Annotated in this window: 10 protein-coding genes; 5 read left to right on the top strand and 5 right to left on the bottom strand. The window is 61.6% G+C overall.

Going from position 1 to position 13279, the window contains the following annotated elements:
- Positions 1–26: 26 nt before the first annotated feature.
- From ACZRN6_RS29105 to ACZRN6_RS29090, 4 genes are all read right to left on the bottom strand, one after another.
- Positions 27–1493 (bottom strand): hypothetical protein, encoded by a 1467-nt coding sequence (locus ACZRN6_RS29105; protein WP_464009450.1) that lies wholly within the window; start codon positions 1491–1493, stop codon positions 27–29.
- A 257-nt stretch (positions 1494–1750) separates the two neighbouring features.
- The gene (locus ACZRN6_RS29100) at positions 1751–2815 is read right to left on the bottom strand and encodes a lipocalin-like domain-containing protein (protein WP_464009449.1); all 1065 of its coding nucleotides are present in this window, start codon (positions 2813–2815) and stop codon (positions 1751–1753) included.
- Positions 2805–5279 carry an ABC transporter permease gene (locus tag ACZRN6_RS29095; protein ID WP_464009448.1) on the bottom strand — a complete coding sequence of 825 codons (2475 nt, stop codon included), beginning with the start codon at positions 5277–5279 and terminating at the stop codon, positions 2805–2807. Before ACZRN6_RS29095 ends, ACZRN6_RS29100 begins: the two co-directional genes overlap by 11 nt.
- Before the next feature lies 1 nt (position 5280).
- Positions 5281–5949, bottom strand: coding sequence for an ABC transporter ATP-binding protein (locus ACZRN6_RS29090; protein ID WP_464009447.1), 669 nt, complete (start codon positions 5947–5949; stop codon positions 5281–5283).
- Between the two features lie 347 nt (positions 5950–6296).
- On the opposite strand from ACZRN6_RS29090, the gene pmrG reads away from it, so the two are divergent.
- From pmrG to ACZRN6_RS29065, 5 genes are all read left to right on the top strand, one after another.
- Complete coding sequence (gene pmrG, locus ACZRN6_RS29085; RefSeq protein WP_322146035.1) at positions 6297–6980, top strand: lipopolysaccharide core heptose(II)-phosphate phosphatase PmrG; 684 nt, start codon at positions 6297–6299, stop codon at positions 6978–6980.
- A gap of 343 nt (positions 6981–7323) precedes the next feature.
- Positions 7324–8979 carry a lipid IV(A) 4-amino-4-deoxy-L-arabinosyltransferase gene (gene arnT / locus ACZRN6_RS29080; RefSeq protein ID WP_464009446.1) on the top strand — a complete coding sequence of 552 codons (1656 nt, stop codon included), beginning with the start codon at positions 7324–7326 and terminating at the stop codon, positions 8977–8979.
- A gap of 59 nt (positions 8980–9038) precedes the next feature.
- Entirely contained in the window at positions 9039–10559 is a 1521-nt protein-coding gene (locus ACZRN6_RS29075; RefSeq protein ID WP_464009445.1) for an ArnT family glycosyltransferase, read from the top strand.
- A gap of 67 nt (positions 10560–10626) precedes the next feature.
- Entirely contained in the window at positions 10627–11382 is a 756-nt protein-coding gene (locus tag ACZRN6_RS29070; RefSeq protein WP_464009444.1) for a M15 family metallopeptidase, read from the top strand.
- Between the two features lie 84 nt (positions 11383–11466).
- Positions 11467–12189, top strand: coding sequence for a L,D-transpeptidase family protein (locus tag ACZRN6_RS29065; protein ID WP_464009443.1), 723 nt, complete (start codon positions 11467–11469; stop codon positions 12187–12189).
- On the opposite strand, the gene ACZRN6_RS29060 is transcribed toward ACZRN6_RS29065, so the two are convergent.
- Positions 12156–13016, bottom strand: a complete 861-nt coding sequence (locus ACZRN6_RS29060) for an alpha/beta fold hydrolase (protein WP_464009442.1) — start codon at positions 13014–13016, stop codon at positions 12156–12158. The genes ACZRN6_RS29065 and ACZRN6_RS29060 overlap by 34 nt on opposite strands.
- Between the last annotated feature and the right edge of the window lie 263 nt (positions 13017–13279).

Here is a 13279-nt window from a genome sequence, read left to right as displayed (position 1 = left end):
ATTAAGTGGCGGGTTGATCAGCACCTTTACCGTTCACTTGAGATCAGGCGCTGGCTGCAGATATGAGCCATGCTGACCGGGGTACCGGCACCGCCCACGCCGACATCCGGATACTCCTCGATGCGCAGGCGCCAGACCGCGTAGTTGTAGTTGGTCTCCCAAGTGTTTTTATAACCTGATTCGTATGACACGTACCTCACCGTCGCCTCACCCGAGCAGTTGCCCAGGTTGACCGAACCGGATGCTGCGCCTGAAACGCCGGTCGCTGAACCGTAATAAGGGATATACACCGGCAGGTAGGTATTGCGATTGACGTGCTTGTCGAGTTGCAGATAAGGCGTCAACCCCATCAGGCGTTTACCGGTGCTGTCGGCCCACGTCACTGCCCAGCTCAGGTTACGCGTCGCCTGGGTGGTCATGAACGGGTCGTAATCATTGGCCGAGGCCGGGATCCGGACCACGTTGTCACCTTGCACACTGTGGCTCAACACCTCGGGTGTGGAGCCCAGAGACAGCTTGTAGCGCGCGGTGGCATTCCAGGCCGCCTTCGGGTTAGGTCGAACCCGCACGTTCACCACGCCATTAACCGATGGCGATGCCCATGTAATTTTCTCCTTCGGGTTTATCTCGATCCATTTAACGCCGTCGAAATACTCGGAAACCCACTGGCCCCGATCGCTTTCTTTCACGCCGTCGAAATAGGCACTGACTTTCTGCCCGCGCAGGGCCTTGAAGGAAAAGTAGTCCTCATCGGTAGCCGTGTCGGAGTTACCCGTGACGTAGTTCAAGGTGTCGGGCAGTTGATAAGCCGTTTCGAAACTGTCATTGGGCTCGAAATCGTCAATCGCCATGTTGATATCAACGCCGAAACTGAACGGCGAACCGTCAGCCGCGTTTGCGTGCATGAACCAGTAGTAGTCGCCTGGGGGCAGCACTCCGGCCAACACTTCATTGGCATTGCCTGGGTTATCCGACGTCCCGAGGGAGGTAATATTGTTCTGGCCGTCGTCCTGGAACAGGGTCAGCGACATGTTGGTGGCAGCACTCTGGCCTACCAGCATCACAGTCGCCCGTGCCTTTTGGGGTACGTTGAAGTGGTAGCACACATCATTATTGGTTTGCACACCGTCCAGGTTATACATCTGGTTGATGCCGAGCGTCTGGCACAGCGGCGTGAAAGCCTCGGCCGCCGCGGCCTTGGCATCGACCTTGGCGCTATCGGCCTCCACAGACTGTGTGACCACAACCCCGCTTGAGGCCTTGGCTGCCTGCACCGGCTTCTTCGGCTGCTGCGAGGTTTGGATTTTCCCAAGGAAGGTAGCCGACGCTTTCTGCGTGGTGATGTGCCCGCCACTCTTGAGGGCTTTTTGCAGCGCTTGCTGCAACGGTTGCGGCGTCAAGTGTGCGGGGTATTGCTCGGCCAGGGCATAAGCCGATACGAAGCAGGAGGCCGCGAGGGCAGCTCCAAGCATGAACGCTTTTTTCGATTTCATTTTTTATCCATCCATAGTTAAAAAATTGAAGCTCAGGTGATCGGCGACATCCGGTCACCTGGGATGGAATGTAGGCCAATACTGTATGCATGTACAGTATTTTTTAACTAAATTGTGAGATAACTCTTTCTCGCACGTAGGAAAATACAACAAATCCCGCCAGCAAAAGTTTAGGCCAAACCGCCCGGATGAATGCGAGGCCTTCCGTCAACATGCCCGGCAACCGGGATTTCAAACTGAGGTGGTGTGTGGTGCGCTCAATACCCCGTCATCTCCAGGTACCCAACCCCGCCCTGAAATTTTACCGGCCCTTCCCAGTAAGGAATGCTCAGGTTCATCCAGGCTTTTGGGTTGAGCGCTTGTGTGGTGATATCCAGATGCTTGCCCGGAATTTTCAGCGACCACTGGGTAGGAATATTGCGCCCATCGATGGCGGTGGTGCCCAGTGGCGTCAGTTGAATATCCTGGTTGTGCAAGGTCTGCGTGTGGCCCTCCTTGTCGATCCAGGTCCCGGTGAGGTACGACGGCCCATCCTTTTGTCGTACCCGAAACAGCATTAACTGCTCGCCGCCGTCCAGGTGCAGGGAGAACCAGTCCCAGCCGGTCTGGCTGGCGGTCAGCGGCTGGCTGCTCCATTCGCGGTCGAGCCAGGCGGTACCGCTGACCTGGTAGGTTGTGCCGTCGATAGTCACGCGGCCATCCGCCTGGAAGAACGGTTGGCTGTAGTAGTACGACGCCTGGCCCTGGTCGGATTTGCGGCTGTAGCCGTTATCACCCTGGAGCACCAGCGGGCGGCTGGAGGTCAGGTGCAGGTCGTAGTTGAAATGCTTCCCGCCAGCCACAAGTTGCACGTCCGCCAGAGGGTTGGCGGCACCGGGGCGGCTGGCGAAATTCCAGTCATCGATCCAGGCAGTGAACGGCACCGCCTGGGCGCCTGCCTGCCCCACGCCGCCGCGGGCATAGCGTTCGGTGGCGTAATGGTGGGTGGCCGAGGTGACGGCGGCGTGGCCCAGCCAGATGGTCGAATCGTGCCAGCCAGGTTGTGTGGGCCCAGCCTTGAGCGCGTTGCGAAACAGCGTCCATTGCACGCCGTAGGCATTGCCCTCGGCGTCCTTGAGGTTGGCTGTGAGGTACCACCATTCGATGCGATAGCCGTCATGGGGCCCGTGGTCCTCGGGGAAGCTGAAGACCTTGCCAGGCACCACTTGGGCAAAGTCCGCCGCCTGGCTGCCCAGCCCGGCGAAACTCTCTTCAGGTGCCGAGGGTTTGTCGCACGCGCCCAGCAGCAGGAACGTCGCCCACAGCAGGTACTTAATCTTCATTGGCGAAGGTCCTCAGCAAATCCGTCGGGCGGCTGCGGTACAGCTGCCACAAGGGCCAGGCCGACGCAAGCAACGTGGCGAACATTGCCAGGCCCAACAGTTGCACCAGTTGCCATGGGAACACCTGCAACGGCAGGCGCCAGCCAAAGGCCTGGACGTTGATCACCACATCCAGGCACCAAGCCAGCAGCAAGCCCAACGGTAGCGCCAGCACCAGGGTCAGCACCGCCAGCAGCCAGGTTTGGCCAAGGTTGAGCAGCATCAGTTGGCGGCGTGTGACGCCCAGCGCCCACAACGGTGCCAACTGGCCGAGGCGGCTTTGACTCTGGGTCAGCAGGCTGATGAACAACGCCACACCGGCAACGCCCAGGGTCAGGCTGTTGAGGGCGGCGGTGGCGGCAAACGTCCGTTCGAAGACCTGGCTCGACCAACCCTTGAGTTGCTGCTGGTCGACGATGCGGCTTTCTTCCAGGGCAAACCGGCCCTGCACTTCACGCACCAGTGGCGGCACATCACCCGGCAACACTCGCAGGTTGAAACGTGCCGGCGACAACCCCGGCCAGTGCTGCAACAGGTGTCGCGAATTCACCAGCAGATGGCCCTTGGGGTTGCCGTAGTCGGCGTAAACCCCCACGACCTTGGGCGACCACGGGCCCTGGGGCGTGGGGATGTTGATGACATCGCCCAACCGCACCTTGAGCCTGCGCGCCATTTGCTCACTGAGCATCAGGGTGTCGTCTTGCAGCAACTGGCCCCATGGATCCGCCGCCGCTTCCAGCAACGGCCAATGCTGGCGATAGGTCGGGTCGTCAACCACGCCAAACAGGTCAGCCGGCCAACCTTGCAACTGCACCGCGACCTGCCAGGTAGGCAGCACCGTCTGCACCAGCGGTTGCTGTGCCAGCCAGGTTTGCAAGGCCTCGGCCTGGGCCGGGTTTTGCGGGTTGAGGTACAGCTCGGCCGTCAGGCGTTGTTCCAGCCAATTATTGAAGGTGTGGCGAAAGCCCGAGGTCATCGAACCCGCGCCGATGTTGGCGGCCAACGCCAGCAGCAACGCCATCAGCGCCAGGCTCAGGGCCGGCAATTGCTGGCGGCAATCGGCGAGAAACCATTGCCCCAGCACCGAACGGCTGCGCCCCAATACCGCCTTGAGCACACCATTGAGCACCACCGGCAAGCTCAATGCAGCGCCCAGCAACAAGGCGGCCATCAATACAAAACCGCTGGCCAGGCTATCGCCGAACACCAGCGCCAGCAGCGCGATCAATAAGGCCGCGCCGGCCACCCAGCCCTGGCGTCGCAGCCAGCGCCCATGGGCGTGGTGCCAAGCCTGGGCATTGGCCAGCGCCAACAACGGCAAACGCGCCGCTCGCCACAAGCTGCTGGCCCCGGCAAGCACGGCACCGAGCAAACCCAGGCCCAAACCACTGAGCCACCACAGCGGGCTGAGGCTCAATTGGCCGGGCACTTCGGCGCCATACAGGCCGCGTAAACTCGCCGCCACATCCGGTAGCAGCAGGCTGGCCAGCACGTACCCACTGGCGACACCGGCCAGGCCACCGAGCACGGCCAGGCCACCGAGTTCGACCGCCAGGCTGAGGATCAGCATCCGCGCGCTGACCCCGCACGCACGCAAGGTTCGCAGCAGGCCACGCCGTTGCTCCAGGGCCAGGCCGATGGCGGCGTGCACGATAAACAGTCCCACCACAAAGGACAAAAAGCCTAATGCATCGAGGTTCAGGTGAAAGCTTTCGGTGAGGCGTGCGAGGTTGTTTTCCTCGGCCTGCTTGAGCTGCAATTGCGCGCCCAGTTCCGGCGGCAAGGCGCGATGCGCGGCGGCGAAAGCCTTGTCCAGCAACAACCGCGAGAGGCGTTGAGGCATGTCCAGCAGCGGCTGGGCAAAGCCGATATCCGTCAGCAACACACCGGGGGCCATGTCTGCTTGAGCATGCAGGGGCGGCAGGGCCAGGCCACTGGCCGTCAGCGGCTGGTCGCCCTCCTTCAGGCCCAGCGCCTGCAAGGTCTGCGGCGCGATCCAGGTGCGCCCCGGCGGGTTGAAGAACGCGACCATCTGCGCCCGGTCGAGGGTCTGCCCGGCAACTGCGCCACCGCCAGGCAATGACACCGGGTCGATGCCCATCACTTGCAGGCGCTGGTCTTCATGCCCCTTGAGTATCACGCGGCCTTGCACCACTGGCGACACCGGCCAACCCGCACGCCGCAACTCGGCAAACAGCGCCTGAGGGAAACTGGCACCGTCCGGTGCACTGAGGCTGGCCTGGGGTTCACCGCCGATCAGTTGGCTGGCCCGGGCATAGCTGTCGCGCGCCTGGCTGTTGAGGGCTTGCACGCCGGTCAACAGCGCGGTGGCCAGCCACAAGCCGGTAAGCACGCTGAAAAACTGCACAGGGTGGCGGCGCCAATGGCTGAACAGGGCGCGCAGTGTCCAATAGAAAATACGCATTTCAGCGCCCATGCGCGGCAAGTACCTGGCCGCCGTGCAACACTACCTGCTGGTCCAGGCGCGCGGCGATACGCGGGCTGTGGGTGACCATCAACAAACTGGTGGGGCTGTCGCGCAGCAGGTCCAGCAGCAGTTGCAGCACTTCGTCGCTGGTGGCTTCGTCGAGGTTGCCGGTGGGTTCGTCCGCCAGCAGCAAACCGGGCCGGGATGCCAGGGCTCGCCCTACGGCCACGCGTTGCTGCTGGCCGCCGGACAGTTGTTCGGGGTAACGCTTGAGTAAGTCACCCAGGCCCAGGCGCTCCACTAGCTGCGCTTGCCAAGCCGGATCGAGGCGCCCGGCCAGGCGCGCCTGGAACGCCAGGTTGTCTTCAACCCGCAGGCTGCCGATCAGGTTGAATTGCTGGAACACCAGGCCGATCTCGGTGCGGCGCCAGTGGGCCAACTGAGCTTCGCCCATCTGGTCCAGCCGCTGTTCGCCGACCTGGATGCTGCCACGGTCGACCCGGTCGAGGCCCGCCACCAGATGCAGCAAGGTACTTTTTCCGCTACCGGACTCGCCCATCAGCGCCAGGCTGCTACGCTTGCCCAGGTACAGGTCGACACCCGCAAGCACGGGTAACGGCCCCAGCGGCGTGCCGTAGCTTTTAAATACACCGTGTACCTGCAGCATCACCATTCCCCACCGGCTTCTGGACTGAGGCTGAGAATAACGGTTGTCACATTTTTATGTCACAACCATGGGCAAAAGGAGCGCCCCAATGACCACCCGCAAATTTTTCACATTGATTTCACTCGGCCGCCACCTGCAGCACTTTAAATTGCCGTGCATAAGGCGCTAACAGCGTGGTTATTTCAAACGCCGAATAGTGCAAGTGAACAATTTTTAACATCGGTATGTTCAGCAAAAAGACAGCGCGCCTGTGACACGCTTTTGCATATTCCTGCATACGCGCTTGTCTCTTTGCGCCCTGTCTAACTTGCCGCTGCCAGTTACCGGATTACGCCTGGAAGTTATCAATGGTGAATAGTGTGGTTGACCTGACTCTGAGCAAGTCCCGTTCGCGCTGGGCTTATGTAAAGCAGTTGAACAAGCTATGGCTTGGCCTGGCCTGCATGGTGCTGGTCAGCCTGGCAGTGAGCGCGTTTATCTGGTGGCCTCGCTCGCCCTTGGACCTGGGCGTAGGCCATCGCCTGCTCACCTCCGGCGCCGTGGAAGCCTGGCGCAACGGTGACCTGGTGGTGCTGGTGCGTCACGAGGAACGTTGCGATCGCTCCACCAACCCATGCCTGGGCCCGGCAGATGGCCTGACGGTTATCGGTTCGCAAACGGCGACTGCCACCGGCAAAGCCTTCCAGACCCTAGGCATGGAAAATACCGACGTCATGAGCAGCCCCACCACCCGTACCGCACAGACGTCATTGTTCATGTTCGGCAAGGCCCAATTGTCACCCGGCCCACTGGCTATCTGCGGCCATGCGATCGCCGAGGAAATCCTTCCCCATAAACAGCCTGATCGCAATTTGCTGGTAGTCACCCACAGTGCCTGCATCAGCGACTTTGAGCAGACGCTGGGTTATGAACACGCCGCTCACGCCGAGTACGGCAGCGCGTTGTTTGTAAAGCTGCTGCCCAATGGCAAGTTCAAGGCCCTGGGCATTATGAACAGCCAGGACTGGGCCGCGGCACTCAAACAACTCTAGAACACTTTTTCACATTTATTTGTTCAAGTTTGTTCAGCAAAAAGACAGCCAGCCCATGGCACATTAAATATATTTAACGTGCATTTTTTATAAGCACTTAGCTCGCTGACTTTGCACACGCTAACAATATGACAGTGAGTATTGACTTATTAGACGCTGCGCGTTTGCCGCGCTGGACTGGCGCTCATGGACCTTCAGTTTTTTTGCCGACTAACAGACTGTTTAAGGAATAACGCTCTGTGCCGCACGCCTATCCAACCACCCTCCCGTTCCACCCCTCGCGCATGGCTGATACGGCGCTCGCGCCGATCTGCCGTCAACACCGCTTGAGAGTGCAATAATCATGACTCGCCTTAAACCTTTGCCCGTACTGCTGCTGGCATTCGTGATGTTCTATCTGTTGCCGCTGGGCCTGCACGGCCTGTGGATTCCCGACGAAACCCGCTACGCCCAGATCAGCCAGGAAATGATCATGAGCGGCAACTGGGTATCGCCGCACTTCATGGGCGTGCGCTATTTCGAAAAACCCGCCGCCGGCTACTGGATGATCGCGCTGGGCCAGGCGGTGTTTGGTCAAAACCTGTTCGGCGTACGCATCGCCTCGGCCCTGGCCACCGGCCTGAGCATTGTGCTCGCCTACCTGATAGCCCGCCGGCTGTGGAACGACCCACGCAAGAGTTTCGCCTGCGCCCTGCTCTATATGAGCTTTGGCCTGGTGGCCGGGCAAGCCGGGTACTCCAACCTGGACCCGCAATTCACCCTGTGGGTCAACCTGAGCCTGGTGGCGCTGTGGTTTGCCCTCGACAGTACCAACCCTCGCGCCCGGCTCGCCAGCTGGACATTGCTGGGCGTGGCCTGCGGCATGGGTTTCATGACCAAGGGCTTCCTCGCCTGGTTGCTGCCGGTGTTGATCGCCCTGCCCTACATGCTCTGGCAACGCCGCCTGGGGGAACTGTTGCGCTACGGGCCGCTGGCGATACTGGTGGCGGCGGTGGTGTGCCTGCCCTGGGTGCTGACCATCCATCTGCAGGAGCCGGACTACTGGCGGTTCTTTTTCTGGCATGAACACATTCGCCGGTTTGCCGCCGACAATGCCCAACATGCGCGGCCCTGGTGGTTCTACCTGCCGCTGATGGTGGTGTCGTGCCTGCCGTGGGCGGCGCTGCTGCCGGCCACGCTGTGCAAGACCTGGAAGGACAAGGGCCAACCCGCCATTGTCTTCCTCGCCCTGTGGCTGCTGCTGCCCCTGGGTTTCTTCAGCCTGAGCAACGGCAAGTTGCCGACCTACATCATGCCGTGCCTGCTGCCCCTGGCGTTGCTGATGGGCCATGCGCTGGTCGACCTGCTGGCCAATGCCCGTACCCGCACACTGCGCTTCAACGGCCTGCTCAACCTGGGCATCGGCGTGACGGCGATGGTGACGCTGATCTATCTGCAAATCGCCAGGCCGCTGTACGGCAACAGCCACAGTGAGATGTTCAACCTGTCCCTGACGTTCATCGTACTGATGGGCTGGTTGCTCGCCAACCTGCTGCAAGCGTTCCGCCCGCTGGCCCTGTGGGCAATGCCCGCTCTGGGCATTGGCCTGTTGGTGGCGCTGCTGCCCGCGGGCATGCCGGCGCTGATCGAAGACAACCAGATGCCCGACCAGTTTGTGCTCGAACACCTTGACGAGCTGCAACAGACCCACGCTTTGTTGAGCAACGAATTGGGCTCGGCCTCGGCACTGTCATGGCGCCTGCGCCGGCCCGAAGTGGCGCTGTACGACACCGAAGGCGAACTGCGCTACGGCCTGCAATACGCCGATTCGATGCACCGCAAGGTCAGCCTGGACGGCGTTCAGGCCTGGCTCAAGCAGGCGCGCCAGCAAGGTTCGGTGGGCGTACTGATGCGGGTCAGGAGCACCAGTGAAATGCGCGAAGCCGGGCAGTTGCCGCTGGGCGGCAAGCGTTATTACAAGGGCGACCTGGAGATCATCATCTACCCGCCAATGCCGTAACACAGCAGCACTAATGTGGGGTGACCCATTTAACCCTCATCCCACCTCGGAACTGCTCCATGACCTTCTGGAAAACCGAACGCGGCGCCCTGCTGTTACTCCTCGGCGTGTCTGCCCTGATCCTGCTGCTGGGCCTGGGCGCCCGTGACCTGTGGGGCCCGGAAACCCGCTGGGCCAACATCACCCTGCAAATGCTGCAAAGCGGCGACTACTTCGACCCGTACCTCAAGGGCACCCCGTACTACGACAAACCGCTGCCGTCGTACTGGCTGATCACCGGCTTTGCCAACCTGATGGGCGGCCTGGGCCCGTGGTCGCTGCGCCTGTCGTCGGTGGTCTCGGCGTGGCTGAGTATCTGGCTGGTGTACCTGATCGGTGAGCGCCTGTTTCGCAAGGGCACCGGCCTGATTGCCGGCTGGATGCTCGCCACCACCTTCTACTTCATCTTCTGGGCCCGCGTGGCCACGGCCGATGTGCTGACCGTGTGCGGCGTGCTGGCGGCCGTCTGGTGGTATTGGCGCGGGCCGGACGACACACGGCTTGGGCGCTACACGGTGTTCTTCCTGTTGCTGGCGACGACCTCGCTGTTCAAGGGCTTGATCGGCTTTGTGCTGCCGGGCCTGGTACTGCTGCCGCACCTGCTCAGCGAGCATCGCTACAAGCGCCACCTGAACCTGCGGCTGGTACTGGCCGTGATCATCGCCTTGGCGTTCTACGCGATTCCGTTTGTACTGTCCCACCTCTACGGCGCGCCGACCTATGGTGAAAGCGGCCTGGAACTGGTGTTTAGGGAAAACGTGGTGCGCTTTTTCGACCCGTTCGACCATATGGGTCCGATCTACACCTACCTGATCTACCTGCCGGCCTACACCTTGCCCTGGGCCCCGTGCTGGATCCTTGGCCTGTGGCTGGCGCTGCGGCACTGGCGCGACACCCCGCCCACTACCCGCTGGCTTGTCTGGGGCCTGGGCCTGTTGTTTGTATTTTTCACCGCCAGTGGCAGCCGGCGCAGTTACTACGTGCTGCCACTGGTGCCCTTCGCGCAGTTGCTGGCGGCGTGGTGGGTGAGTGAGCGTATCGCCCGCAAAGGCACTGTCGGGCGGGGTTGGTACCGAGGGTTCGGTGTCGCCGCAGGTGTGATGCTGCTGGTGTTGGGCGTGGTATATCCATGGACCAATGGCAACGGCGGCGTGACCCGTTTTGCCGATGATGTGCAAGCGCAAGCGGTAAAAAGCGCGCCGTGGAATGAGTGGCAGATGGTGATGGTGGAAGTCGATAACAAAGTACCGATGTACCTGCAAAACCACGGCGCGCCGTTTTACTACGTGGCCGAGACCCAGGACTTCCCGCGTGAGGGCGACAGCGCCGCGTTCATGGCCTGGCTGGAAAAAACCAGCGGCCGTCACTTTGACCCGCGACGTACGATTATCGTCGCCCAATACACCAAGGACGCGCCGACGCCGCTGGCTTACCTGGGCAGCGATCATCAGGTGATCAGTACCCAGCCGGACAATGGCGAACGGCTGTTCCACAAGCGTGACGCTGGCAGCGTGGCATTTGTGCCCAATGCCGTGCCGTAGTACTGGCAGCCCGGGCCGGGCATTGCTAGTGTGGCGCGCTTAAGCCACCGTCCGAGCCCGGCCTTTTATGCCCTATTCTTTCCCTGCCGCCCTGCTCCTCATCGCGCTCGCCGCACCGGCAATGGCAGACACGCCAATGCCGGCCAGCATGGTTTACCTGCGAAGCCTCGACCCGAGCATCTCCCAGGACATTCGCTACGCCAGCCCCCATAACTTCACCGGAGCGCCGCTGGATGGCTACAACGCAGCGCAATGCGTACTGTCGGCCGACGCGGCAAAGGCACTGGTACGGGTACAAGCCGAGTTGGCCAGGCAGGGTTACGGCCTGAAGGTATTCGACTGCTATCGCCCCAGCCGTGCCGTGGCGAACATGGGCCGCTTCGCCAACCTGCCGGGCGATCCGGCCAAAACCGAGTTCTACCCCCGGGTGAACAAGCAGGATTTCTGGCGCCTGGGCTATGTGGCCAAAGTTTCCAACCACTCCCGGGGCGCGGCAGTTGACGTGACCCTGACAGGCGCTGACGCACTGCCGGCCCAAGCCTGGAGCGCCACCACCCCGGCGGTAGATTGCACCGCCGGTTACGGTCGTCGCCTGCCCGATGGCGGCCTGGACATGGGCACCGGTTTTGATTGCTTCGACGAAATGGCCCACACCAGCAGCCCCCGCATCAGTCAGACAGCACAGCAAAATCGCCAGCGACTGAGCGCTGCGATGGCCAAGGAAGGCTTTACCGGCTATGCCGGCGAATGGTGGCATTTCACCTACAGCCGCAACCCGGTACGGGCCGAGCCGATGGACTTCCCTATTGAACCGCTGCGGTAACATCGCAACACAGCTTCAGTTTGATAAAACCCGGGGTAAAAACTAGCGTTTGAGGCATCCCTACCTTTCAAGGACTGAACGACAGTGAACCCACTTATCACAACCTGCGCGGTGCTGCTGGCGCTGCTTTCAAGCGTGGCGATTGCGCAAATTCCCGACGACAGCCGGCAACTGGTGGTGGTCACCACGCCAGGCTGGAACGCCGTTCAGGGCTTGGCACAGCGCTATGAACGGCACGCGCAAGGCTTTCAAAAAGTCGGTGAACCGTTTGCCATTGTGGTCGGCAAAAACGGCATGGCCTGGGGCACCGGCATTACCGCGAACAGCCCTGACCAGCAGCCCCTCAAACGTGAGGGCGACGGCAAGGCTCCGGCCGGCATCTTCAGGCTTGGTGACGCCTTCGGCTACGCCCCCACCGCCAGCACCCGGCTGCCTTACACCGCCAGTACCGCCACGCGCGAATGCGTGGATGACAGCCAGTCCAGCCACTACAACACCCTGGTCGACGGCTCGGTCGTGACCAAGGACTGGACCAGCTCCGAGCGGATGTTGCGCAAGGATCAGCTGTACGGCCAGGGGATTTTTGTCGAGCACAACACACCGGCTTCAGCCAAGGGTGGCTCGTGTATTTTCCTGCACATCTGGCGCAACGTCAGTTCGGGGACGTTGGGTTGCACGGCGATGGACCCGGCGCATATCCAGGCGTTGTTTGCCTGGCTGGACCCGCGAGCAAACCCGCTGTTGGTGCAATTGCCGGCGGCGCAATACGCGCTTTACCGCGAGCGCTGGAAGCTGCCGTCCCCTTGAGCCTGTTGCAATTGGTGGAAGGCGGCCAATACCTCATCGGGTTTCTCCAGCATCAGTTGATGGCCACACTCGGCCAGCAGTTGGAACCGGGCATTGGGCAGATGCCGCGCTAGGGCTTCGCCGCCGCTGGCGGGGGTCAGGCCATCGGTGTCACCGGCTTGTATGCTTATGGGCAAGGTCAGGGTGAGCAGTGCATCGGCGTCTGGCCATTGGACGTTTTTCATCAGGGCCTTGAACATATACAAGGGGTTGCGCTCGGTGAGTTTTTCTTCGTAGGCGACCAGGGCGGGGTCGGCCTTGGCGTTCCACGCAGCCTGGCGGAAGCCCTTGGCCAGCAGTGGCCGCAGCCGTTCCAGGATCCACGCGGGCAGGCGCATCAGGCCGCCACTTCTGCTGATGCTGTGGAGTCGGGTGCCCAGCAGCAATAGGGCTTCGACAGGGATCGCGGGTTTGTTCAGCAAGGCGCTCAGGGTCAAGCCGGTACCGAAGGAGTGGGCAACGATGAGGTTGCGGGGGCCGCCGTAGCGTTTGAGGATCTCAAGGTAGTCGGCGACCAGTTCGGGCCAGGCGTAGGCCTCAGCGTTGCGTGGTTTTGCGCTGTCGCCGTGGCCCAGGAGGTCCCAGGCGACCAGGCTGTAGCCTTCTGTTTTCAGGGCTTGCCATTGGTGGCGCCATTGGTCCTTGTTGCCGCCGGCGCCGTGGCAGAAGAACACTACCGTATCGGGTTGGGTGGTGCCCACGTGATGGGTGAGGCTCAGGTGGCGGTTGGGGCGGATTTCCAGTTGTTGGCCACGGATTAGTGGCAGGTCGGAGAGCTTGGTGGTCATGGGGTTGAAATTCCTTGGTGCGTGAAATGGGGTGTATATCCGTTGTTGCGGTCAGGGCCGCTATGGGTTCCGCCCTTACGGCGGCTCACTTTTGAACAGCGCAAAAGTAAGCAAAACGCTCTTGCCCCACCACTCGGCACCTCGCCTAGGCTCGGTGTGCCCTCACTCCGGCAGCACGAAGCGGGCCGCCGCGACGGGGCGTCCCTGCCCCGTCGCGGCTAAACCGGCGTCCTGCCGGTTTACCCGCTCCGTACTACCTGCGT

The organism is Pseudomonas sp. A125 (assembly GCF_055409485.1).
This window is presented reverse-complemented; position numbering and strand designations above follow the sequence as displayed.

Excerpts from the sequence above, each read along its gene's own strand:
- ACZRN6_RS29090 (WP_464009447.1), bottom strand. The coding sequence starts at position 5,949 with ATGCTGCAGGTACACGGTGTATTTAAAAGCTACGGCACGCCGCTGGGG.
- ACZRN6_RS29095 (WP_464009448.1), bottom strand. The coding sequence starts at position 5,279 with ATGCGTATTTTCTATTGGACACTGCGCGCCCTGTTCAGCCATTGGCGC.
- ACZRN6_RS29070 (WP_464009444.1), top strand. The coding sequence starts at position 10,627 with ATGCCCTATTCTTTCCCTGCCGCCCTGCTCCTCATCGCGCTCGCCGCA.
- ACZRN6_RS29075 (WP_464009445.1), top strand. The coding sequence starts at position 9,039 with ATGACCTTCTGGAAAACCGAACGCGGCGCCCTGCTGTTACTCCTCGGC.
- pmrG (WP_322146035.1), top strand. The coding sequence starts at position 6,297 with ATGGTGAATAGTGTGGTTGACCTGACTCTGAGCAAGTCCCGTTCGCGC.
- ACZRN6_RS29060 (WP_464009442.1), bottom strand. The coding sequence starts at position 13,016 with ATGACCACCAAGCTCTCCGACCTGCCACTAATCCGTGGCCAACAACTG.
- arnT (WP_464009446.1), top strand. The coding sequence starts at position 7,324 with ATGACTCGCCTTAAACCTTTGCCCGTACTGCTGCTGGCATTCGTGATG.
- ACZRN6_RS29100 (WP_464009449.1), bottom strand. The coding sequence starts at position 2,815 with ATGAAGATTAAGTACCTGCTGTGGGCGACGTTCCTGCTGCTGGGCGCG.
- ACZRN6_RS29105 (WP_464009450.1), bottom strand. The coding sequence starts at position 1,493 with ATGAAATCGAAAAAAGCGTTCATGCTTGGAGCTGCCCTCGCGGCCTCC.